This window comes from Leifsonia sp. NCR5 (assembly GCF_002105485.1).
Lineage (GTDB): Bacteria > Actinomycetota > Actinomycetes > Actinomycetales > Microbacteriaceae > Leifsonia.
This window is the reverse complement of record NZ_NCSR01000014.1, coordinates 81,441-104,301: the sequence shown is the minus strand read 5'-3', so window position 1 is coordinate 104,301 and position 22,861 is coordinate 81,441. Positions and strand designations below refer to the sequence as shown.

Here is a 22,861-nt window from a genome sequence, read left to right as displayed (position 1 = left end):
GGCGGCGTGTCGCGGCGGGGTTCCGCGTGAGCGGAGCGAGCGAGCGAGGCTAGCGCTTGCGCTTCTCGCGCACGCGCATGTTGAGCGTGATCGGCGTGCCCTCGAAACCGTAGATCTCGCGCAGGCGGCGGATGATGTATCGGCGGTAGCCGGGGTCGAGGAAGCCGGTGGTGAACACCACGAATGTCGGCGGACGGCTCGACGCCTGCGTGCCGAACAGGATGCGCGGCTGCTTCCCTCCGCGCACGGGGTGCGGGTGCGCCGCCGTGAGCTCGGCGAGGAAGGCGTTGAACTTGCCGGTCGGGATGCGGGTGTCCCACGACTCGAGCGCGAGCTCGAGGGCGGGGACCAGCTTCTCCAGGTGGCGTCCGGTGCGCGCGGAGATGTTGACGCGCGGCGCCCAGGAGACGTGGGCGAGGTCCTGCTCGATCTCGCGCTCCAGGTAGCGGCGGCGGTCGTCGTCGAGCAGATCCCACTTGTTGAACGCGAGCACCAGCGCGCGGCCGGACTCGAGCACGAGGTCGATGATCCGCACGTCCTGCTCGCTGATCGGCTCGGACACGTCGAGCACGACGACGGCGACCTCCGCCTTCTCCAGCGCGGTGGATGTGCGCAGCGAGGCGTAGAAGTCTGCACCCTGCTGCAGGTGCACGCGGCGGCGGATGCCGGCGGTGTCGACGAAGCGCCACACCTTGCCGGCGATCTCGACCTGCTCGTCCACCGGGTCGCGGGTGGTGCCCGCCAGCTCGTTGACGACGACGCGCTCTTCGCCTGCCGCCTTGTTGAGCAGCGACGACTTGCCGACGTTCGGGCGCCCGACGATCGCGACACGACGCGGACCGCCGACCTCCTGCTTGGCGACGGCGGAGACCTCGGGCAGCTTCTTCAGGATGTCGTCGAGCAGGTCGGCGACGCCGCGGCCGTGCAGCGCGGAGACCGGTCGGGGCTCGCCGAGGCCGAGCGACCACAGTTCGGTGGCGTGCGGCTCCTGGCGGAGGTCGTCGACCTTGTTGGCGGCGAGGAAGACGGGCTTCTTGGTCTTGCGCAGCATCCGGACGACGTGCTCGTCCGTCGCGGTCGCACCCACGTTCGCGTCGACCACGAACAGCACGGCGTCCGCGAGGTCGATCGCGACCTCGGCCTGGGCGGCGACGGAGGCGTCGATGCCCTTGGCGTCCGGCTCCCAGCCTCCGGTGTCCACGATGGTGAACCGGCGGCCGTTCCACTCCGCCTGGTACGAGACGCGGTCGCGGGTGACACCGGGGGTGTCCTCCACGACGGCCTCTCGACGGCCCAGGATGCGGTTGACCAGCGCCGACTTGCCCACGTTGGGGCGGCCGACGATGGCGAGCACGGGCAGAGCAGGCAGGTAGGTGATCGCATCGGGATCTTCGCTGGCGGTCTCGAGGATGTCGAGGTCGCCCTCGTCCAGCTCGTAGTCGTCCAGCCCGCTGCGGAGGGCGGCGGCGCGCTGCGTCGCCAGCTCCTCGTCGAGCCCGGAGAGACGCTCGACGAGGTCGTCGGCTCCCTGGGGCTCCTCAAGTTCTTTGTCAGACATGCGCGTCAGGCGCCTTTCCGGATTTCGGTCTGTACGACGTCGATGACCGCGGCCACGGTCTGCTCGAAGTCGAGATCGGTTGAATCGACGGTGGTCACACCGTCGGCGGCGTTCATGAAGTCGACGACCCGGGAGTCAGCCAGGTCGCGGCGGTGCAGCTGCTCACCGACATGGGCGGCGGAGTGGCCGACGAGTTCCGCGGAACGCCTGGCTATTCTAGCGGCTTCGCTGGCAGTCAGCAGGATGCGCACCGGAGCATCCGGGGCCACCACCGTCGTGATGTCCCTCCCCTCGACCACGATGCCCGGCTTGTCCGTGCCGCGCATGATGCGCCGGAACAGCTCGGTGAGGAACGTGCGCACCTCCGGAACGCGCGCGATGGCGCTGACGACGGCGGACACCTCCGGCTCCCGGATGGCGTCCGTCACGTCGTGGTCGCCGACGAACACGTGGTATGTGTCCGGGTCGGTGCCGATGCGGTAGTCGAAGTCGGGCAGCGCATCCACGACGGCTGCCGAGTCGGTGGGATCGAGCTTCCTCGCGACCACGAACCAGCTGAGCGCCCGGTATGCGGCCCCGGTGTCGAGGTAGGCGTATCCGAGCTCGCGCGCTGCCGCCTTGCTGACGCTCGACTTGCCGCTCCCCGCGGGGCCGTCGACGGCGACGACCGTCGGGGTCTGCTGCCTCTGCTGCTGTTCGGTCGCGCTCATCCGGCGATCCTCCATCCTCTGGCTGTCAGGTCGTCGATGGTGCGCTGCAGCACCTCGGGCAGCACGGCGATCTCCGCGAGCCCCACCTGCGCGCCGGGCGAGTGCTCGAGGCGCAGGTCTTCCAGGTTCACGCCGATCTCGCCCAGCTCGGTGAACAGCCGGCCGAGCTCGCCTGGGCGGTCGTCGACCATGACGACGATCGAGGTGTACCGCTTGTCCTGACCGTGCTTGCCCGGCAGGCGCGAGACGCCGACGTTGCCTCCCGCGATCTCCTCCGCGATGGTGCGCCTGGCCCCGGAGGCGTCGACGTCGCCGAGCGCAACGAGCATCCTGTCCAGGTCGTCGCGGTACGCGTGCAGGATCTCCACGATGGCCGGGGCGTTCGCTCCGAGGATCTGCACCCAGAGTTCCGGCTCGCTGCCCGCGATGCGGGTCACGTCGCGCAGTCCCTGACCGGCGAGGGCGAGAGCGGCGTCCGTCGATCCGGCGAGGCGCTTCGCCATCAGGCTCGCGACGATCTGCGGGGTGTGCGAGACCAGCGCGACGGCCGCGTCGTGCTCCGTCGTTCCCATCTCGACCGGCGTCGCACCGAGGTCGAGCAGCAGCGCCTCCACCAGGGAGACGGCGGACCTGTCGTTCTCCGGGCGGGCGCAGACCACCCACGGACGGCCGACGAACAGGTCGGCACGTGCAGACGACGGCCCTCCGCGCTCCCGTCCGGCCAGTGGATGCGAACCGACGTAACGGGACAGGTCGGCCCCGGTCGCCTCCAGCTCGGACAGCGGAGCGACCTTCACGCTCGCGACATCGGTGACAACCGCATCCGGATGCGCGGCGAGCTCGGCCAGCACCACGGACGCCACCAGGTCCGGCGGAACGGCCACGACGATCAGCGCCGGCTCTGCCGCGCCGTCGTCCGGACGCCCTGCTCCGTAGTCGGCGGCGAGCCGGAGGTGCGCCGGCGACGCGTCGGCAAGCAGCACGTCGACGCCGCGGGCGCGCAGCCCCAGCCCGACCGAGGCGCCGAGCAGCCCGGCGCCGACCACACGGACGGGTCCGGTGAGCCGGGAGGCGGTGTCGTTCACTTGGTGTCTTTCTGGCGGGAGATCGTCAGCAGCTGGCCGAGTTCCACCTTAGTCAGGTCGCGCATCTGGCCCACCCGGAGCGTGCCGAGGTGCAGAGGTCCGAACTGGCGCCTGACCAGCTCGATCACCGGGTGACCGACCTCGGCCATCATGCGCCGCACGATCCGGTTGCGGCCGGAGTGCAGGGTCAGCTCGACGAGGCTGTCCTTCGCGGACGAGCTGCGTTCGAGCAGCCGCGCCTTGTCGGCGGCGATGGGGCCGTCCTCCAGCTCGACCCCGCGGGTGAGCGTCGCGATGGTCTGCGGGGTGACGACGCCGCGCACGCGCGCGATGTACGTCTTGGTCACGCCGAAGCTGGGGTGGGCGAGCACGTGCGCGAGCTCCCCGTCGTTCGTGAGGATGAGCAGGCCGGAGGTCTCGGCATCCAGGCGCCCGACGTTGAACAGGCGCTCGGGAAAGTCGGCGGTGAACCGGGACAGATCGGGGCGTCCCTGCTCGTCGCGCATGGAGCTGACGACGCCGACGGGCTTGTTCAGCATCACGTAGCGGCGCGAGGTGTCCAGCTGCACGGCGGAGCCGTCGACGGCGACCAGGTCGGTGAGCGGGTCGATCCTGCGGCCGAGCTCGGTGACGACGTCGCCGTTCACGGTGACCCTGCCGGCCGCGATCAGGTCTTCGGAGACCCGGCGGGATGCGACGCCCGCCGCGGCCATGACCTTCTGCAGCCGCTCCCCCTCCGGGCTGCCGTCCGCCTGCTGCGGGTGCGTCTTCTTGTCGTCGCTGTAGTCTCTAGCGTCTTTAGCGGACATCGCCGTCGAATCCATCCGTTCCGTCCGCCAGCAGCGGGGAGATCTTGGGAAGCTCGTCGATCGAGTTGATGCCGAGCTGGGTGAGCAGGAGCTCCGTGGTGCCGTAGTTGATGGCGCCGGTCTCGCTGTCGGTGAACATCTCCGTGATCAGCCCGCGACCGAGCAGCGTGCGGACGACCGAGTCGACGTTCACCGCCCGGATCGAGGCGATGGCACCGCGGCTGATCGGCTGCTTGTACGCGATCACGGCGAGCGTCTCCAGAGCGGCCTGGGACAGCTTGGTGGGGTTCTGGGCGAGCACGTAGTCGGCGACGACGGGGTCGAACTCCGGCCGCACGTAGATGCGCCATCCTCCCCCGACTTCGCGCAGCTCGAAGCCGCGGCGCGTTCCTCCGTCCGCTCCGTCGAAGTCGGCGACCAGCGCATCCACTGCTGCCCGGACGCGCTTGACGGGTGCGCCGACGGCGGTGGCGAGGGTGACGACGCTCATCGGCTCGTCGGCCACCATCAGGATCGCTTCGAGGGCGCGCTCGATGGCGACGCCCTCCGGCAGAGCCGGCCGTGCCTCGTCCTGGGTCGCCGTGTCCACGTCGTCAACCGTCATAGTCCGCTCCCAAATTCGACAGATTCTCCTCCGACCAGTGCTCCGCCGTCCAGCGGAGCGTCAGCTCACCGAGTGGTTCGAGCTGTTCGAACGCGATCGCCGCGTGACGATACAGTTCCAGCACCGCGAGGAACCTCGCGATCACGACCCCCTTGAGGTCGGCGCCGGCCACCAGCTGCCGGAAGGTCACGGTCTCGCCGGACCGCAGCATCCCGACCACGAGCGCCGCCTGCTCCCGGATGCTCACCAGCGGGGCGTGCAGGTGGTCGAGCCCGACCACCGGGATCTCCCTGGGCGTGAGCGCGAGCGTCGCGATGGCCGCGAAGTCCTCCGCGGTCAGCGTCCACACCAGCTCCGGTGTGCGCTGCCGGTACTTGTCCTCCAGGCGGACGCTGCGCGTGTGCCTGGTCGCCTCCGCCTCCATGCCGCTCTGGAACCACGCGGACGCCTCCTTGAACGCGCGGTACTGCAGCAGCCGCGCGAACAGCAGGTCGCGGGCCTCCAGCAGGGCGACGTCCTCCGCATCCACCAGCTCGCCCTGCGGGAGGAGGCCGGCCACCTTGAGGTCGAGCAGCGTCGCGGCGACGAGCAGGAACTCGCTCGCCTCGTCGAGGCTGTCCGCCGAGTCGAGCGCGCGCAGGTAGGCGATGAACTCGTCCGTCACGCGGCTCAGCGAGATCTCGGTGATGTCGAGCTCGTGCTTGGTGATGAGCGACAGCAGCAGATCGAACGGGCCCTCGAAGTCGCCGAGCGCGACACGGAACGTCGCCGGCTGCTGGGTCTCCTCGCCGGCAGGGCTAGGCGACGGCACCACGCGCGATCAGTTCCCTCGCGAGCTGGCGGTACGCCTCGGCCGCGGAGTGCTCCGGAGCGAACTGGGTGATCGGGGTGGCGGCCACGGACGCATCCGGGAACTTGACCGTGCGCGAGATGACCGTCTCGAGCACCCGGTCGCCGAATGCGTCGACCACGCGCTCCAGGACCTCGCGGGAGTGCAGCGTGCGGGAGTCGTACATGGTGGCCAGGATGCCGTCCAGCTCGATGGCCGGGTTGAGGCGCTCGCGCACCTTGTCGATCGTCTCGATCAGCAGGGCGACACCGCGCAGCGCGAAGTACTCGCACTCCAGCGGGATGAGCACCCCGTGTGCAGCGGTCAGCGCGTTCACCGTGAGGATGCCGAGCGACGGCTGGCAGTCGATCAGGATGACGTCGTAGTCGCCGCTCACCTTGCGCAGCACGCTGGCGAGGATCTGCTCGCGCGCGACCTCGTTGACGAGGTGCACCTCCGCAGCGGACAGGTCGATGTTGGCCGGGATGATGTCGAGCCCGGGGACGCCGGTCTTCTGGATCGCCTCCGCCGGGTCCTTCGAGCGTGAGAGCAGGAGGTCGTAGATGGTGGTGACGTCGTGGGTCTGCGCGCCGAGACCGGCGGACAGCGCACCCTGGGGGTCGAAGTCGATCGCGAGCACCCTGCGGCCGTACTCGGCCAGGGTCGCCCCCAGGTTGATGCTCGTCGTCGTCTTGCCGACGCCGCCCTTCTGGTTGCACAGGGCGATGATGCGCGCGGGTCCGTGACCCTTCAGCGCGGGAGGCACAGGGAACGGCCGCAGCGGGCGGCCGGTGGGTCCGAGCGGCACGGCGAGCGATGCGTCATCCATGCCCGGAAGCTGGGTTCTGACCTCGTCGTTGCGCGTCACCTGCGTGTTCCTCGTCCCTTTGTCGCTGACTTACGTCAGTTGCCCATCCTACCGACGCAACCCCCATCTCGCGGGGCGCACCGCCGCGCGGCGGCGGGGCCAGGGTCAGCGGGCGCGGGTCAGCGGGCGCGGGGGTGGGCCGAGGTGTAGACGTCGCGGAGGGTGTCAGCGGTGACGAGCGTGTAGATCTGCGTCGTCGCCACCGAGGAGTGGCCGAGAAGCTCCTGCACGACGCGCACGTCCGCCCCTCCGGCGAGCAGGTGGGTGGCGAACGAGTGGCGCAGCGTGTGCGGGGAGACCTCGACGCCGAGCTGCGCGCGCTCCGCGGCCGCCCGGATGATCAGCCAGGCGTTCTGGCGGGACAGCCTGGCCCCGCGCATCCCGAGGAAGAGGGCGGGCGTCGCCCTGCCCTTCAGCGAGAGGGTGGGGCGCGCGCGCACCAGGTAGGTGTCGATCGCCGCCCTGGCGTAGCTGCCGAGCGGCACGATGCGCTGCTTGCTGCCCTTGCCGGTGAGGCGAACGATGTCGTCGTCGATCACGTCATCCACGTTGAGGTTCACCGCCTCGCTGACGCGCGCGCCCGTCGCGTAGAGCAGTTCGAGCAGCGCCTTGTCCCTGAGCGAGGCGATGCTGTCGCCGTCCGTCGCGGCGAGCAGCGCGGAGACCTGGTCGACGCTGATCGCCTTCGGCAGACGGCTGGCCAGCTTCGGCGGCTTCACCTCGTGCGCCACGTCCCGATCGACGACACCCTCGTCGAGCAGGAAGCGGTGGAAGCCGCGGACCGTGGACAGCACCCTGGCGAGCGACGACGAGGTCAGCGGGGATTCGGCGCGTGAACCGAGGTGGAGCGTGAACGCGGAGATCATCGGCGTCGTGATCTCCGCCGGGGCTGTCACCTGCTGCTCGGCCAGCCACTGCGTGTACAGGCCGAGGTCGCGCCGGTACGCGGCGACGGTGTTCGCCGACAGCCCGCGCTCGATCGAGACGTGCCGCAGATACGAGTCGGCGGCCGCCTCGACGGTCATGCCTCGAGCTTCGGGTGCCGCAGCCACGGCAGGTCGGCCGCGCCCAGCTGCGACCAGCCGTTCTGCCGTCCGATGTGCGCGGCCAGCACGCCGATGGTCAGCGACGGGTTCTGGATGCGGCGGGCGAGCACAGCATCCACCGCCTCGTCGAGCGGCACCCAGCGCACCTCGATGTCCGCCTCCTCGTCGAAGCGGTCGAACGCCTCAGCGGTCGGCCGCAGCCCACGGGCGAGGTAGATCCTGATCGCCTCGTCGCTCCCGCCCGGGCTCGTGTAGAACTCGGAGAGCACGTTCCACTGGTCGGCCTGGAAGTCCGCTTCCTCTGCCAGCTCGCGCTTGGCGGCATCCAGCGGATGCTCGCCGCGCACGTCGAGCAGACCGGCCGGGATCTCCCAGTCGCGGTGCCGCACGGGGTGCCGGTACTGCTTGATGAGCAGCACCCGGCCGTCGTCGTCCAGGGCGAGGACGGCGACGGCACCCGTGTGGTCGACGAAGTCGCGGCCGATCTCGTCGCCGTTGTAGCGGAACGTCTCGTGCCGCACGTCCCACACCCGGCCGGAGAAGACCGTCTCCGAGGAGACGACCTCCGGCGAGAACGGGTCGTCCGTCAGCTCCGCCGTCATCAGGCGTCCGCGGCGACTTCGAACAGCATGCTGGCCTTCTGCCGTTCGAGAGCGGCGCCGACGAGCCCGCGGAACAGCGGGTGCGCACGGTTCGGGCGCGACCGCAGCTCGGGATGCGCCTGGGTGCCGACGTAGAACGGGTGCACGTCGCGCGGAAGCTCGACGTACTCGACCAGGTGGCCGTCCGGCGACGTTCCGGAGAACCACAGGCCGGCGTCCGCGATCTGCTCGCGGTAGTTGTTGTTCACCTCGTAGCGGTGGCGGTGACGCTCGGACGCCTCTGGCGCCCCATAGAGCTCGGAGACGATGGAGCCGTCGGCGAGGAGCGCCGGGTAGAGGCCGAGGCGCATGGTGCCGCCCAGGTCGCCGCCCGCGATGATCTCCACCTGCTCCGCCATCGTCGCGATGACGGGGAACTCGGTGTCCGGGTCGAACTCCGACGACGACGCTCCGCCGAGACCGGCCTCGTTGCGGGCGTACTCGATCACCATGCACTGCAGGCCGAGGCACAGGCCGAGGGCCGGGATGGCGTTCTCACGGGCGAACCGCAGCGCGCCGAGCTTGCCCTCGATGCCGCGCACGCCGAACCCGCCGGGCACGCAGATCGCATCCACGTCGCTCAGCTGAGCCGCCGCGCCCTCGGGGGTCTGGCACTCGTCGGAGGCGATCCACTTGAGGTGCACCTTGGTGTTGTGCGCGAAACCGCCTGCGCGCAGCGCCTCGGTGACCGAGAGGTACGCATCCGGGAGGTCGATGTATTTGCCGACCAGGCCGATGGTGACCTCGTGCTTGGGGTCGTGGACGGCGTCGAGCAGCTCGCTCCAGCCGTCCCAGTTGACCTCGTCGGCCTTGTCGAGGCCGAGCTGGTCGATGATGTACGCGTCGAGGCCCTGGTCGTGCAGCATCGTCGGGATGTCGTAGATGCTCGGCACGTCGACGGCGTTGACCACTGCGCTCTCGTCGACGTCGCACATCAGCGCGATCTTGCGCTTGTTCGACTCGGAGACCGGGCGGTCGCTGCGGAGGACCAGCGCATCCGGCTGGATGCCGATGGAGCGGAGGGCGGCGACGGAGTGCTGGGTCGGCTTGGTCTTCTGCTCGCCGGAGGCGTTCATGAACGGCACCAGGGAGACGTGCACGAAGAAGCAGTTCTTGCGGCCGAGCTCGTGACGCACCTGCCTGGCCGACTCGATGAACGGCTGGGACTCGATGTCGCCGACCGTTCCGCCGATCTCGGTGATGATGACGTCCGGAGCGGGCTCGCCGTCCGGCCCAGGCTGGGCCTGGAGGCGCATCCTGCGCTTGATCTCGTCGGTGATGTGCGGGATGACCTGCACCGTGTCGCCGAGGTATTCGCCCCGGCGCTCCTTGGCGATCACGTTGGAGTAGATCTGGCCCGTCGTCACGTTGGCCGACTGGCCGAGGTTGATGTCGAGGAACCGCTCGTAGTGCCCGATGTCGAGGTCGGTCTCCGCACCGTCGTCGGTGACGAACACCTCGCCGTGCTGGAACGGGTTCATCGTTCCAGGGTCGACGTTGAGGTACGGATCGAGTTTCTGCATCACGACGCGAAGGCCGCGAGCAGTGAGAAGGTTGCCGAGGCTAGCGGCCGTAAGACCCTTGCCCAACGAAGAAACGACACCACCCGTCACGAAAATGTGCTTGGTAATGCCGTTCGAAATGCCCGCGTCTGATTTATCCACCACGGGCTTTTATCCTATCACCCTGTTCGGGACGTTCCGTGCGCGCGACATCACCGCGACGCTCCCGCCATCTCCACCAGCTCGCGCGCGTGGGCGAGTCCGCTCTCGGAGTCGGGCAGACCGGAGAGCAGGCGAGCCATCTCAGCGATGCGCTCGTCGCCGCCCAGCTGCCGGACACTGGATGCGGTCACCGACCCGTCGCTGCCCTTCACCACGGTGAGGTGGTTGCCCGCGAACGCGGCCACCTGCGCGAGGTGCGTGACGACGATCACCTGGGAGGTCTCCGCCAGCTTCGCGAGCCTGCGGCCGATCTCGATGGCCGCCGCCCCGCCGACGCCCGCGTCGATCTCGTCGAAGATGAAGGTGGGCACAGGGTCCGTGCCGGCGATGACGACCTCGATGGCGAGCATCACGCGGGAGAGCTCGCCCCCGGATGCGCCCTTGCCGAGCGGCCGGGGCTCCGCGCCGGAGTGCGGCTGCAGCAGGATCGAGACCTGGTCGCGGCCGGCGGCGGTGAACTCGTCGCGCTGGATCACCTCGACCACCACGCGCGCGTCGGCCATCGCGAGGGCCGTCAGTTCGTCGGAGACGGCCGTGCTCAGTCGCTCAGCGGCCGACCGACGCTGGGCGCTGAGGCCGTCCGCGAGCTGCTCGGCGAGGGCGGCGTCCGCCTCGACCTCTGCCCGCAGCTCCTCGATCCTGTCGGAGTCCCCGTCGAGTTCGAGCAGGCGGCCGCTTCCGGTGTCGAGCGCCCCGATCACGTCGGCGAGCGTCGGACCGTACTTGCGCACGAGCGTCGCAAGCTCCGCGCGCCTGTCCTGCACGATCTCGAGTTCGCGCGCACCGTCGGTGTCCAGGGTCGCCAGGTAGGTCGACAGCTGCGCGGCGACATCGGAGATCAGGTAGTTGGCGTTCGCGACGGACTCGGCGACGGCGACGAGCGCGCTGTCGTGCTCGGAGACGCGTTCGAGGTGCCTCCTGGCGCTGTCGAGGAGACCGAGCGCATCAGCGCCCTCCGACTCCTCCGCAGAGAGCAGTTCGCGGGCGCTGGCCGCTGCCAGCCGCAGTTCTTCGAGGTTGGACAGCCGCTCTGCGCGCTCGGCCAGTTCGTCGTCCTCCCCCGGCTGCGGAGCGACGGCCTCGATCTCGGCCATCGCGATCCGCAGGTCTTCCGCCTCGCGGGCGCGCCGGTCCTGATCGGCCACCAGCTCGTCCAGCTCGGCGCGGTTGTCGCGCCAGCGGTGGAAGACCTGCGCGTACGCGTCGACGGCTGCCGCGAAGTCCGGACCGGCGAACCGATCGAGCGCCTCGCGCTGCGCGACGGCGGACCGCAGCCGGATCTGGTCGGACTGGCCGTGCACGACGACCAGCTGGCCGCCCAGCTCGGTGAGCACGCTCACCGGCGCGCTGCGGCCCCCGACGATCGCGCGCGAGCGCCCCTCGGACGAGACGGAGCGCGTGAGCACCAGCTCCGCTCCCCCTCCACCGACGGGGTCGACGTCTCCGCCTGCATCCCGCACACGCTCGACGACATCGCTCGACTCCGCGATGCGCCAGCGCCCTTCGACCCACGCCTGCGCGCTGCCGAGCCGCACGGCTCCCGTGTCCGCCCGCTCGCCGAGCAGCAGCCCGAGCGCGGAGACCACCATCGTCTTGCCTGCGCCCGTCTCGCCGGTGATCGCCGTGAAGCCCGGTCCGAGTGGAAGAGAGGCGTCGGCGATGACACCCAGGTCTTTGATCGAGATCTCCTCGATGCCTCCGCGGTTCTCAGTCACGGTCGGCCGGCCCCCTCCATCCCGTGACGGGAAGGTTGAACTTGTGCACCAGGCGGTCGGTGAACGGACCGGGATGCAGGCGGGCGAGACGCACAGGGATGGGCGACCTGCGCACGACGACGCGCGCTCCGGGCGGCAGATCGTATGCACGGCGGCCGTCGCACCAGAGGATGCCGGCCCCGCCCGTCCTGTCGAGCAGCTCCACGGCGAGCGAGGAGTCCGCGTCGACCACCAGCGGCCGTGCGAAGAGGGCGTGCGCGCTCAGCGGCACGAGCAGCAGGGCCGCGACGCCCGGCCACACCACAGGGCCGCCGGCGGAGAACGAGTATGCGGTGGACCCGGTCGGCGTCGACATCACGACGCCGTCGCAGCCGAAGCTCGACATCGGTCGTCCGTCGACCTCGATCACCACTTCGAGCATGCGCTCGCGGCTCGCCTTCTCGACGGTGGCCTCGTTGAGTGCCCAGCTCTCGTAGACGACCTCCTTGCCGAGCTTGACGCGTGCAGACAGCGTCATGCGCTCCTCGACCTCGTAGTCCTTGGCGAGACCGCGCGCGACGGCCAGCGCGAGGTCGTCCCGCTCGCTCTCGGCGAGGAACCCGACGTGGCCGAGGTTGATGCCGAGCAGCGGGGCCGAGCATCCACGGATCAGCTCGGCGGCGCGCAGGATGGTGCCGTCTCCACCCAGCACGATGACGAGCTCCAGCTCGTTCGGCTGCACGTCGACGCCGAGCACGGCCACGTCGTCGAAGCTCGGCCTGGCGGCGAGGACGTCACGCCGCTCGTCTTCGCTGAGCACGGGCACGACGCCCGCCTCGATCAGCTGGGAGCAGACCTGCACCCCTGCTTCGAGAGAATCTTGGCGACCGGTGTGCGCGACGACGAGGATGTACCTGGTGGGTGCATCCATTGGCGTCACGCTCCATTCTGGTGGTGGAATCCGGTCTTCCCATTCTGTCGGTTTTCGGCACGTCTGTGTGAGCGCGCGGCAGGTTGGGGAAAGCTCTCAGGGTGTGGACAACGTGTTCGCGCCGTGCCTGAGCGTCAGCGCGCGGTGACCGCCTGCACCTCGGCCAGCCACTCGGTGGGGTTGACCCCGGATGCGTTCAGCCAGACCAGGTATTCGCGGTTGCCCTGGCTGCCGGCGATCGGCGACGCGATGAAGCCCTTCGTGCCGAGGCCGAGGTCGTGCGCGGCCCAGAGCACGCTCGTCACCGCGTCGGAGCGGAGCGCCGCGTCGCGCACGATCCCCTCCTTGATGCCCGTGCGGCCCACCTCGAACTGCGGCTTCACCAGCAGCACGAAGTCGGCTCCGTCCGCCGCCGTCTCCGCGAGCGCAGGCAGCACCTGGGTCAGCGAGATGAACGACAGATCCCCGACCACGAGATCCGGACGCACCTCATCGCCGACCAGCCCGGCGAGCGTCCTCGCGGTGAGCGTCCGCACGTTCACGCCCTCGAACGACGCCAGCCGCTCGTCGCCCGCGATCAGCGGGGAGAGCTGCCCGTGGCCGACGTCCACGGCGATCACCCTGGCGGCTCCGCGCTCCAGCAGCACCTGGCTGAACCCGCCCGTGGATGCTCCCGCGTCGAGCGCGACGCGGCCCGCGACGTCGATGCCGAACGCATCCAGTGCACCGATCAGCTTGTGTGCGCCGCGGCTGACGTAGTGGTCGGCGCCGGCCACCTCGACCACCTGGTCGTCCCGCACCTTGTGCGACGCGCGGGTGACGGGCACGCCGTCCACCGTGACCAGTCCGTCGGCGATCACGGTGGCGGCGTGCGAGCGCGACCGTGCGAGTCCCCTGGCGGCGAGCGCGACGTCGAGACGGGAGTCAGCCATTGCGCTGCACGTCGCCGCCCTCGAGCTGGTCGCGCAGTTCGTCGTGCACCTGCGCGTACGCCTCCGCCCGCGCTGCGAGCGCCTGCTCTTCGATCACGGCGAGGCGGGAGACGAGCCCGTCTTCACCCCTGTCTGTCGCATCCATGGGTTCAACGGTACGCGACAGGGCGGTCGGCTACTCGACGAACAGGCCGGCGAGCGTCTTCTTGCCGCGGCGGAGCACGACGAGGTTGCCGGGGAGAACCAGGTCGCCGACCGGCACCTCTCCGTCGTCCACCTTCGTGTTGTTCACGTAGACGCCGCCCTGCGCGATGGCACGCCTGGCCTCGCCGAGGCTCGATGTGAGGCCGGTGTCGACCAGGGACTGGGTGACGGTCGCCGTGGGTGCCGTCGTGGTGTTCGGCAGCTCGCGCAGCGCTGCTTCCAGCGTCGACGCATCCAGTGCCGTCAGCTCGCCCTGGCCGAAGAGGGCCTGGGCGGCGGCGATCGCAGCCTCCGTCGCCTCTGTGCCGTGCACCAGGCTGGTCACCTCGAAGGCGAGCGTGCGCTGCGCCTCCCGCTTGAACGGCTCGTCGGCGACGGCCTGGGCGAGGCGCTCGATCTCGGCGCGGCTGAGGAAGGTGAACACCTTGAGGCGGTCGACAACATCCGCGTCGTCCGTGTTCAGCCAGAACTGGTACATGGCGTACGGGCTGGTGAGCGTCGCATCCAGCCAGATGGCGTTGCCCTCGCTCTTGCCGAACTTGGTGCCGTCGCTGTTCAGGATGAGCGGGGTGCCGATGGCGTGGACGGAGACGTGCTCGACGCGGCGGACCAGATCGGTGCCGCTGGTGAGGTTGCCCCACTGGTCGCTTCCGCCGGTCTGCAGCACGCAGCCGTATTCGCGGTACAGCTCCAGGTAGTCGAGACCCTGCAGGATCTGGTAGCTGAACTCGGTGTAGCTGATGCCCTCGTCGGAGTTGAGGCGCGCGGCGACGGCGTCCTTCTTGAGCATGGTGCCGACGCGGAAGTGCTTGCCGATGTCGCGGAGGAAGTCGATGGCGGACAGCGGCTCTGTCCAGTCGAGGTTGTTGACCAGCCGCACAGCGTTGTCGCCCTCCGCGCTGAGGAAGCGCGAGACCTGCCCCTGCAGGTAGCCGACCCACTCGGAGACCGTCTCCTTGGTGTTCAGCGTGCGCTCCGCGCTCGGGCGGGGGTCGCCGATCAGGCCGGTGGAGCCGCCGACCAGGCCGAGCGGCTTGTGGCCGGCCAGCTGCAGCCTGCGCATGGTGAGGAGCTGCACCAGGTTGCCGAGGTGCAGGCTGGCCGCTGTCGGGTCGAAGCCGCAGTAATAGGTGACCGGCTCGCCGGCGAGGAGCTGTTTGAGCGCTGCTTCATCCGTGGACACCTGGATGAGCCCGCGCCACACCAGCTCATCCCAGACGTCGTCGAAGGACGGATCGTTGGTCTGTGCGTTGAGCGTTTCGGAGTCGGACACGCACTCAGATTATCAGCGGGGCCTCCGCGAGATTGCCGCGGGCGATCAGGGCTGTGGGCCTGATCCGGGTTGAATCAGGTCTGTGGGCCTGATATTGTCAGCATCAGGTTCACAGCCCTGATGGAAGGAGTGCACCGTGTACGTCATCACCGCAGATCAGGTCGACAGCAGGAACAGGCCGGACATCGTCGCCTCCGCCCTGGACGACCTCAACGGGCGCTACGCCGACCGGCTCGAACTCCCCGTCGACCGCAACGCGGGAGACGAGCTCCAGGCGCTCACCGCGTCGGCGGACGCGGCCGTCGACCTCGTGCTCGACCTCACCAGGCGGGGCGCCTGGAGCGTCGGCCTGGGCATCGGAGCCGTGCGCACCCCGCTCCCCGACGCTACCCGCAAAGCGGCAGGGGACGCGTTCGTCGCCGCGAGAGACGCCGTCACCAGGGCGAAGCGCGCCAGCACCCGCTTCGCAGCCGCGTCCGTCGCATCCGAAGCCTCCGGAGCCTCCGAGCAGGACGCAGCGGACGTCGAGGCCCTGATGAACCTCCTGCTCACCATCCGGGCGGAACGTTCCGACGCCGGCTGGGAGCTCTACGACCTGCTGGAGACCGGCCTCACCCAGGCGGAGGCCGGCGCCCGCCTCGGCATCACACCGCAGTCGGCCAACGACAGGGCGCGGGTGGCGAACCTCCGCGTCGAGCAGTCCGCCGTCCCCGCTCTGACTAGGCTGGTGGCGCGTGCCGACGAAGCCGGGCGCGACGCCGGGCGCAGAACGGAGAGAGCGTGACGACCATCCCATACCCCGCGATCCTCGCCGCTGCCGGCCCGATCGCCGCCTGGTCGTTCGCGCTGGTGCTCGCCATCGCAGCGCTCTGCTGCATGATCGCCACACTGCGGTCGCCGCGGCGTCCGCTGGTCTACGTCGCCTCCGGGCTGCTCGCCCTGGCGGTGGTGCTCGTGATCCTGCCCGGCCAGCACGCTCCCCTGCTCTTCCAGGTGCTCATCGGCATCGTGGCCATCGCGCTCAGCGTGGCGGGAGGCGGACCGGCCTCGCAGGTGGTGCTGGCCCTCGCATCCCGGTCCACCGTCGACGGCGTGCACGGCGGCATCGTCGTCCCCGACCGCGTCGACGGCCAGAACGGCACCCGCGAGGTGCTGCGCGGCGGAACGACGATCGGCTTCCTCGAACGCTTCGCGACGACCGGCGCGATCATGGCCGGCTTCCCGGAGGCCATCGCCGTGCTCGTTGCCATCAAGGGCGTCGGCCGCTTCACCGAGCTGGACGCGGCCGAGGCGCGCGAGCGGTTCATCATCGGCACGCTGACCAGCCTGGTCTGGGCGTGCGTGTGCGCCGCGCTGTTCCGGATCGCCGCCGGCTAGTCGTGCGCACGCTGCTCCCGCCGGATGCGCACACCTGCCCGGATGGGTGACCTCCGTCAGCAGATGGCACCTTGCTGCACCGCCTCAGTGAGCAGGGTGACGCCGCCGAGGAGCACCAGGTTGCTGGGTGTGATGACCCGTTGCACGTCGTTGACATTTTTCAGGACGCAGCCCTGGGCGGAGAGGACGAGTGGCGCCTTCTGTCGCCCTGCGACCACCGCACCCGCCAGGGCATCAGGGAAGTTCATGCCGGACGCGAGGTACATGCTGCCGCCCGTGGTGTGGTGGGCTTTAGCGATCAGCGTGGATGTGTTGAACCGGTCGGTGCCGGCGTAACGGACGACCGAGTATTTGGCCTTCAAGCCGGTCTCGATGCCCACTGAAACGACCGTTGCGCCTCCGGCGATGTAGGCGGTCTTCACGCCGATGCCGCTGAGGAACGCGGTCGTGGTCGCAGGAACAGCACCATATGTACCGGGGACGAGGACGACCGGAGCGCCGAGCTTCCCCGCCGCTGCGCCCGCAGAGAGCGCGTCGGGATAGTCGAGGCCGGTCGCGACGAACGCGGTAGTCGACGACGTCCAGCCGTACTTCCCGATCGCGACAGACGTATCGAACCGGTCAGCGCCGGAGATGCGCTGCACGGTGCCACCGGCCGTCACGAGTACCTTCAGCGCGGCCTCGACAGCGCTCGGGATGACCGTAGCGCCGCCAACAATGACGATCTTCGATGGCTTCAGCCGTTTGATCTCCGTCGTCGTCGCGGCGGGCAGACCGCTGGGATGGGCGAGCAGGAGTGGGCCGCCGAGCTTCGCCGCGAGCGGCGCTGCGGCGAGCGCGTCGGGGAAGTCGGTGCCGGTCGCGACGACCAGGGTGGACACCTTCGCCGGATCGGCGAATCCGTGCCGGGAGATCGTGGCGGCGGTCTCGTACCGGTCACCACCGGACAGGCGGGTGATCGGGGTGCGGGTGCGGTAGTTCGCGATCACGGGCGCCATCAGGTTGAAGCTGCGCGCGGCATCCGCCGCGGGGGTGCCGGACGGGATGGTGGGATGGCCGATGAACTTCACGTTCGGGTTCGAATATTGAAGCTTCTGGGCACAGTCGTTTTTCGGGCAGTCGTAGGCCATGATGTCTCGCGCCTTGCCAGCGACCTGGTGTCCATAGCTGAAGGCGTATGGCACATCTTCTTTTTTCGTGTTCGCGATGTTGTGGTTGCTGCCGAAGTTGTGGCCGAGTTCGTGCGCCAGGGCGTTGCCATCCAAGCAGCTCTCCGGCGTGACGCTGAACGCGTAGTCCGGGACACCCCCGGCGAACGGGATGTAACCCCTCCCGCACTCGCCACGCGTCACCTGAGGAACGATGAGAGCAACGAGGTCCGCCCCAATCGCATCTCGCTGGTTGTGCAATTGACCGAGCCCGTTGGAGCCCTGCTGCAGACGCCGAATATCGGCCAGCAACCCTTCTGCCGACTGCGCGTAGGCGACGGGCGCGATAGACATGAGATTCACACGCATGTTCACACCCGAGGTAGCGAGCGCTGCATTCGTTTCCGTGATGCGCTGGGTGATTTTTGCCGTCACAGCGGCACCGAGCGAGCTCGAATATCCAACGAGCAGATCAATCGTCGTGAGGGTGGCCGCCGCCCGGCCGGGAGGAGCCATCTCAGCGGGATCGGGTGCTGTGACCGCCCCCGGCGCAATGACGGCGTCGTCGACTTCGGCAGTACCTTCCTGGGCCTCCCCAATTTCATGGAGGACAGCGATTCCGCGGGAGGGCTGGTCAATCTCCACCCGCGATTCGGTGCCGCGGTCGATCCCGCCAGAGAGCGCGTAGCGCCCCGAGTCGTCGGGAATGAACGTGAACGCCGCGGTTGCACCGTAGCCCTCGCCCTCTCGCCTACTGCCGATCACTTCGACGGTTGGCATCGGATCGACGCCGTCGGCATCCAGAGAAACCGCAACCTCGGACACGTCGATCATCAGCCGCTCCCCACCGAAGAGAGTCAGCGAGAGGTCTCCGTTCTTGGGAACGATCAGGCGTTCCCCCGTCTGGGCGAGCGCGAGGGACTGAGGCGACACCACGGCCCGCACAGCGGTGTCCGCATCCAGCACAACGGCCCGGCTCCGCGTCGTGCCCGATGGCGCCTCTTCGGCAACATTCCGACCAAGCCGGGCGTCCGCGGCGAACCACTCGCCAGCGCCATCCCGTGGCGCGGCGGACGCGACGGTCGCCGGGACCGTGATGAACCCGGCGAAGAGGATCGCGGCGACCGAAAGCGCCGCCCTGGATGTGGTGATGACTTTCATGGGACTCCGTGTCTGGGACCGTTACCGTGGGTAAGCTTGCCACATGCACAACGCCACTATAAAACATATAGGTTATGGAAATAACATGTCGCGCAGGCCGCGAAGGCTTCTAGAACGAGTGGTCTGTTCTGCGTACGTCGGCCTCAGTACAGCCGCCATCGGCATTCTGACGATCACCGCGCCCGCGCTCGCCCTGGACGAACCCACTCCCACGCAGACAGCCGAAACCCCACTTTTGCCGCGGGAGGACTACGGAAGGGTCGCCACATTCACCGTTTCCCCGCAGCACGCGCTTCCCGGTGGGCTTGTTCGCGCCACGGGCACATGTACCCTCGCGGGCAGCCCGGCGACAGAGGTTATGTTCTTCCTTGCTCCGCTCGACAGAGACCTGGGCGAGATTGCGATCCGCGTGCCCCCGCCTGGCTCGGATGGCAGGTTCGACGCAGACGTGCGCATCCCCGACGATGTGCCGCCGGGACCGTACGACCTGGGAATGCTCTGCGCCCTCGACGACATGGTCTTCGGCGGAACCGCCGAGGATATTCGCTTCACCGTGCTGACCCCGGAGACGCCGACTCCCGACCCATCGCCGACGCCTACGGCACCGATCGTGCACGCCGACGACAGACCGGCAACCACGGGCGGCGCAACGGACGAACTCGCTGCCACCGGGGCATCCACCAGTACCGCCGCCATCGCCGCCACGGCCCTCGCCGCAGCGGGCCTCTCCGCCCTGCTCATGCACCGCCGACGCTCCCGCCGCAACTCCTAGTCGTGCGACTTCGGGTGCCGCTTGTACGCGGACACCGACGGTTCCCCCGGCAGCCAGTACCGCCACGGGAACGCCGCTCCCCCGCCTGCCCCTGACACTCCGGTGCGCGGGCCCGTCTCGTGCGGCAGCGGGATGCGCGGCAGCAGCAGCGAGAACGGCGGCGCGTACAGGTCGGCACCGTCGTCGGCGAGGGTGATCCCGGCGGCGACGACGAGCCGCGCAGGCCCGCGTCCCAGGTCGCGGCGCGCGACGACGCGCCCCGTCGGGCCGGAGCGCCGCAGCGTCGCCAGCTCTTCGCCCTCGACCACCTCTGCGCCGCGCAGCAGCACAGCCGAGGCCTCGCCAGGCGGCGAGCAGACGACGTTGGCGCAGACGTGCATCCCGTAGGTGAAGTACGCGTAGAGGTGCCCTGGCTCGCCGTACATGACGGCGTTGCGCTTGGTGCGGCCGCGGAAGGCGTGCGATCCCGGGTCGAGGCCGTCGCCGATGTACGCCTCGACCTCGGTGATGCGCAGGGAGACCGCGCCCTCCGGCGTCTCGTGCCGCAGCACGCCACCGAGGAGCCGAGGGGCGACGTCGAGCGACGACGCCAGGAAGAACTCGCGGTCGGGCAGGAAGAGCCCGTCCGCGAGCTCCCCCTGGCCGCCCGAGGTCATGTCCGCTCGCCGCTCAGAAGATCCGGCCGCCGGCCACGAGCGTGACGATCAGGCCGACGACGATCACCAGCACGGCGACCACGACGATCGCCGGGATGATCCACGGGTAGCGCGGAGACTTCTTGTCGGGACGATAGCCGCTCATCAGCCGAGATCCCGTCGTGCTGCGACGAACGCCGAGGTCAGCACGCGAACCCGCTCGGTGAGCGCGGCGAGCTGCTCTGCCACGCGCACGGGAGCGGTTCCTCCCACGTTGTCGCGGCTGGCGACGGAGCCGTCGATGGTCAGCACCTCGCGCACATCCGGGGTCAGCAGCGGCGACACCGAGGCGAGACCGGCGTCGTCGACGTCGCTCAGCTCCAGGCCGCGCTCCTCCGCGAACTTCACCAGGTTGCCGGTGATCTCGTGCGCATCCCGGAACGGGACGCGCCGCTTGACCAGCCACTCGGCCACATCGGTCGCGAGCGAGAAGCCCTGCGGCGCAAGCTCGGCCATCCTGTCGGTGTGGAAGCGGAGCGTCGCGACCATGCCGGTGAATGCGGGGAGCACCACCTCCAGGGTCGTCACAGAGTCGAACACCGGCTCCTTGTCCTCCTGCAGGTCGCGGTTGTACGCGAGCGGGAGGCCCTTGAGGGTGGTGAGCAGGCCCGTCAGGTTGCCGATCAGGCGCCCGGCCTTGCCGCGGGTGAGCTCCGCGATGTCCGGGTTCTTCTTCTGCGGCATGATCGACGACCCGGTCGAGTACGAGTCGTCGAGGGTGACGAAGCCGAACTCGCGCGTGTTCCAGAGGATGATCTCCTCGGCGAACCGCGACAGGTCCACGCCGATCTGGGCGCAGACGAACGCGAACTCCGCCACCACATCCCGGGCGGCGGTGCCGTCGATCGAGTTCTCCGAGCTGGCGGCGAAACCGAGGTCGCGCGCGACGAGCAGCGGGTCGAGCCCGAGCGTGGAGCCCGCGAGAGCTCCGGAGCCGTACGGCGAGACGTTCGCGCGCTTGTCCCAGTCGGCCAGGCGCTCCAGGTCGCGGACCAGCGGCCAGCAGTGCGCGAGCAGGTGGTGCGCGAGCAGCACCGGCTGCGCGTGCTGCAGGTGCGTGCGCCCCGGCAGGATGGCCGATGGATGCGCGTCCGCCTGAGCGGCGATGGCGTCGATCAGGGCGATCAGCCGCTCGGCGATGACACCGGCGTGGTCGCGCAGGTAGAGCCGCACCAGCGTCGCGATCTGGTCGTTGCGGCTGCGCCCGGCGCGCAGCTTGCCGCCGAGCTCCGTTCCCGCCCGCTCGATCAGGCCGCGTTCGAGCGCGGAGTGCACGTCCTCGTCCGTCTCGAGCGCCGCGAACGCGCCGGAGGCGACGTCGGCGTCGAGGCGGTCGAGTGCCGCGAGCATCCCGTCCAGTTCCTCGGGCGCGAGGTAGCCGGCTGCCGCGAGGGCGCGGGCGTGCGCCCGGGATCCCGCGATGTCGTACGCGGCGAGCTGCCAGTCGAACTGGGTGGACTTGCTGAGCGCTGCCAGCTCCGGAGACGGCCCGCCGGCGAAGCGGCCGCCCCAGAGGGCGCCCGCCTCGCCGGCGCGATTGCCCGCGGCCGGCTGATCGTTCTGATCAGACACCGTGCTCCTTACTGGGCCTGGTCACGACGAGCCGAGATCTTGCTCGGCAGCGACCACAGCTCGATGAAGCCCTTGGCGAGCGACTGGTCGAACGTGTCGCCGGTGTCGTACGTGGCGAGGTTGAAGTCGTACAGGCTGGTGTCGCTGCGGCGGCCGGTGACGACCGCGGAGCCTGCGTGCAGCTTCAGGCGGATGTCGCCGTTGACGTACTTCTGCGTCTCGTCGATGAACACGTCCAGGGCGCGCTTCAGACCGGAGAACCAGAGGCCGTCGTAGACGAGCTCCGACCACTTGGCCTCGACGGTCCGCTTGTAGCGGGCGACGTCGCGCTCGACGGTCATGTTCTCGAGCTCCTCGTGGGCGGCGATCAGCGCGATGCCGGCCGGCGACTCGTAGACCTCGCGGCTCTTGATGCCGACGAGGCGGTCCTCGACGATGTCGATGCGGCCAACGCCCTGACCACCGGCGACGGTGTTCATCAGCTGGACGGCCTCCAGCGGGGTGACCGGCTTGCCGTCGATGGCCACGGGGATGCCCTCGCGGAACGAGATGACGACCTCCACGGGGTCGCGGGTCACGGCCGGGTCCTGCGTGTAGGTGTACAGGTCTTCGATCGGGGCGTTCCACGGGTCTTCGAGGAAGCCGGTCTCGACGGCGCGGCCCCACACGTTCTGGTCGATGGAGTACGGCGACTTCTTCGACTGCTCGATCGGGAGGTTGTGCTCGGCCGCGTAGACGATGGCCTTGTCGCGGGTGAGCGCGAAGTCGCGGACGGGGGCCAGCGAGGTCAGCTCGGGGGCGAGCGCTGCGACGGCGGCCTCGAACCGCACCTGGTCGTTGCCCTTGCCCGTGCATCCGTGGGCCACGCTGTCCGCACCGAGTGCCTTCGCAGTCTGCGCGAGGTGCTTGGCGATCACCGGGCGGCTGAGCGCGGAGACCAGCGGGTAGCGCTTCTGGTACAGGGCGTTGGCCTTGAGCGCCGGCATGATGTAGTCGTCGGCGAACTCGTCCTTCGCATCCACGACCACGGACTCGACCGCGCCGCAGTCGAGCGCGCGCTGACGGATGGCCTCCATGTCCTCTCCGCCCTGTCCGACGTCGACCGCCAGGGCCACGACCTCTTTACCGGTCGCGTCCTTCAGCCAGCCGATGCCGACCGAGGTGTCGAGACCGCCCGAGTACGCGAGAACAACACGTTCCGCCATGATTCTCCTTCAGTTCTGTTTCG

At 69.5% G+C, this 22,861-nt stretch carries 23 protein-coding genes; 3 read left to right on the top strand and 20 right to left on the bottom strand.

Translation table 11 applies throughout. From position 1 onward, the window contains the following. Positions 1-49 precede the first annotated feature (49 nt). From der to tyrS, 15 genes are all read right to left on the bottom strand, one after another. Positions 50-1,558: a ribosome biogenesis GTPase Der gene (der, locus tag B7438_RS13050; RefSeq protein ID WP_085370028.1), complete on the bottom strand. Its 1,509-nt coding sequence runs from the start codon at positions 1,556-1,558 to the stop codon at positions 50-52. Positions 1,559-1,563: 5 nt separating this feature from the next. After that, positions 1,564-2,268, bottom strand: a complete 705-nt coding sequence (gene cmk, locus B7438_RS13045; RefSeq protein WP_085370027.1) for a (d)CMP kinase — start codon at positions 2,266-2,268, stop codon at positions 1,564-1,566. Next, entirely contained in the window at positions 2,265-3,353 is a 1,089-nt protein-coding gene (locus tag B7438_RS13040; RefSeq protein ID WP_085370026.1) for a prephenate dehydrogenase, read from the bottom strand. Before B7438_RS13040 ends, cmk begins: the two co-directional genes overlap by 4 nt. Then, positions 3,350-4,162 carry a pseudouridine synthase gene (locus tag B7438_RS13035; RefSeq protein ID WP_085370025.1) on the bottom strand — a complete coding sequence of 271 codons (813 nt, stop codon included), beginning with the start codon at positions 4,160-4,162 and terminating at the stop codon, positions 3,350-3,352. The genes B7438_RS13040 and B7438_RS13035 overlap by 4 nt, the downstream gene beginning before the upstream one ends. Continuing rightward, positions 4,152-4,766 (bottom strand): SMC-Scp complex subunit ScpB, encoded by a 615-nt coding sequence (gene scpB, locus B7438_RS13030; protein WP_085370024.1) that lies wholly within the window; start codon positions 4,764-4,766, stop codon positions 4,152-4,154. The genes B7438_RS13035 and scpB overlap by 11 nt, the downstream gene beginning before the upstream one ends. Then, entirely contained in the window at positions 4,756-5,580 is an 825-nt protein-coding gene (locus tag B7438_RS13025; RefSeq protein ID WP_085370023.1) for a ScpA family protein, read from the bottom strand. Before B7438_RS13025 ends, scpB begins: the two co-directional genes overlap by 11 nt. Then, the gene (locus B7438_RS13020) at positions 5,564-6,424 is read right to left on the bottom strand and encodes a ParA family protein (protein ID WP_168690790.1); all 861 of its coding nucleotides are present in this window, start codon (positions 6,422-6,424) and stop codon (positions 5,564-5,566) included. The genes B7438_RS13025 and B7438_RS13020 overlap by 17 nt, the downstream gene beginning before the upstream one ends. Positions 6,425-6,582: 158 nt before the next feature. Continuing rightward, a complete protein-coding gene (gene xerD, locus B7438_RS13015) occupies positions 6,583-7,488 on the bottom strand; it encodes a site-specific tyrosine recombinase XerD (RefSeq protein ID WP_085370021.1) in 906 nt (301 codons plus the stop codon). Then, positions 7,485-8,111 (bottom strand): NUDIX hydrolase, encoded by a 627-nt coding sequence (locus B7438_RS13010; RefSeq protein WP_085370020.1) that lies wholly within the window; start codon positions 8,109-8,111, stop codon positions 7,485-7,487. The genes xerD and B7438_RS13010 overlap by 4 nt, the downstream gene beginning before the upstream one ends. Next, the gene (locus tag B7438_RS13005; protein ID WP_085370019.1) at positions 8,111-9,817 is read right to left on the bottom strand and encodes a CTP synthase; all 1,707 of its coding nucleotides are present in this window, start codon (positions 9,815-9,817) and stop codon (positions 8,111-8,113) included. The genes B7438_RS13010 and B7438_RS13005 overlap by 1 nt, the downstream gene beginning before the upstream one ends. 47 nt (positions 9,818-9,864) lie before the next feature. After that, positions 9,865-11,589 (bottom strand): DNA repair protein RecN, encoded by a 1,725-nt coding sequence (recN, locus tag B7438_RS13000; protein WP_085370018.1) that lies wholly within the window; start codon positions 11,587-11,589, stop codon positions 9,865-9,867. Then, positions 11,582-12,499: an NAD kinase gene (locus B7438_RS12995; protein ID WP_085370017.1), complete on the bottom strand. Its 918-nt coding sequence runs from the start codon at positions 12,497-12,499 to the stop codon at positions 11,582-11,584. Before B7438_RS12995 ends, recN begins: the two co-directional genes overlap by 8 nt. Before the next feature lie 134 nt (positions 12,500-12,633). Then, positions 12,634-13,431, bottom strand: coding sequence for a TlyA family RNA methyltransferase (locus tag B7438_RS12990; RefSeq protein WP_085370016.1), 798 nt, complete (start codon positions 13,429-13,431; stop codon positions 12,634-12,636). Further along, a complete protein-coding gene (locus tag B7438_RS20575; protein ID WP_168688943.1) occupies positions 13,424-13,576 on the bottom strand; it encodes a hypothetical protein in 153 nt (50 codons plus the stop codon). The genes B7438_RS12990 and B7438_RS20575 overlap by 8 nt, the downstream gene beginning before the upstream one ends. A gap of 30 nt (positions 13,577-13,606) precedes the next feature. Next, a complete protein-coding gene (gene tyrS, locus B7438_RS12985; protein WP_085370015.1) occupies positions 13,607-14,908 on the bottom strand; it encodes a tyrosine--tRNA ligase in 1,302 nt (433 codons plus the stop codon). A 136-nt stretch (positions 14,909-15,044) separates the two neighbouring features. Here tyrS and B7438_RS12980 point away from each other — a divergent pair, with 136 nt between their 5' ends. Both B7438_RS12980 and B7438_RS12975 read left to right on the top strand, forming a co-directional pair. Then, complete coding sequence (locus tag B7438_RS12980; protein ID WP_085370014.1) at positions 15,045-15,692, top strand: DNA-binding protein; 648 nt, start codon at positions 15,045-15,047, stop codon at positions 15,690-15,692. Further along, on the top strand, positions 15,689-16,285 hold the full coding sequence (locus B7438_RS12975) for a hypothetical protein (protein ID WP_256922022.1): 597 nt from the start codon (positions 15,689-15,691) through the stop codon (positions 16,283-16,285). The genes B7438_RS12980 and B7438_RS12975 overlap by 4 nt, the downstream gene beginning before the upstream one ends. A 56-nt stretch (positions 16,286-16,341) precedes the next feature. Here B7438_RS12975 and B7438_RS12970 read toward each other — a convergent pair whose 3' ends face one another. Then, positions 16,342-18,594, bottom strand: a complete 2,253-nt coding sequence (locus B7438_RS12970; protein WP_085370013.1) for a cell wall-binding repeat-containing protein — start codon at positions 18,592-18,594, stop codon at positions 16,342-16,344. Between the two features lie 448 nt (positions 18,595-19,042). Between B7438_RS12970 and B7438_RS20570 the strand changes: the two genes are divergently transcribed. After that, the gene (locus B7438_RS20570) at positions 19,043-19,366 is read left to right on the top strand and encodes an LPXTG cell wall anchor domain-containing protein (RefSeq protein ID WP_179150812.1); all 324 of its coding nucleotides are present in this window, start codon (positions 19,043-19,045) and stop codon (positions 19,364-19,366) included. Here the strand turns inward: B7438_RS20570 and B7438_RS12960 are convergent. The 4 genes from B7438_RS12960 to B7438_RS12950 are packed head-to-tail and all read right to left on the bottom strand — an operon-like array spanning position 19,363 to position 22,838. After that, positions 19,363-20,022: a DNA-3-methyladenine glycosylase gene (locus B7438_RS12960; protein ID WP_085370011.1), complete on the bottom strand. Its 660-nt coding sequence runs from the start codon at positions 20,020-20,022 to the stop codon at positions 19,363-19,365. The two genes, B7438_RS20570 and B7438_RS12960, sit on opposite strands and share 4 nt — an antisense overlap. A gap of 13 nt (positions 20,023-20,035) precedes the next feature. After that, the gene (locus B7438_RS20855; RefSeq protein WP_256922021.1) at positions 20,036-20,167 is read right to left on the bottom strand and encodes a hypothetical protein; all 132 of its coding nucleotides are present in this window, start codon (positions 20,165-20,167) and stop codon (positions 20,036-20,038) included. After that, on the bottom strand, positions 20,167-21,633 hold the full coding sequence (gene argH, locus B7438_RS12955; RefSeq protein ID WP_085370010.1) for an argininosuccinate lyase: 1,467 nt from the start codon (positions 21,631-21,633) through the stop codon (positions 20,167-20,169). The genes B7438_RS20855 and argH overlap by 1 nt, the downstream gene beginning before the upstream one ends. 8 nt (positions 21,634-21,641) lie before the next feature. Then, positions 21,642-22,838, bottom strand: coding sequence for an argininosuccinate synthase (locus tag B7438_RS12950; protein WP_085370009.1), 1,197 nt, complete (start codon positions 22,836-22,838; stop codon positions 21,642-21,644). Positions 22,839-22,861: the final 23 nt, after the last annotated feature.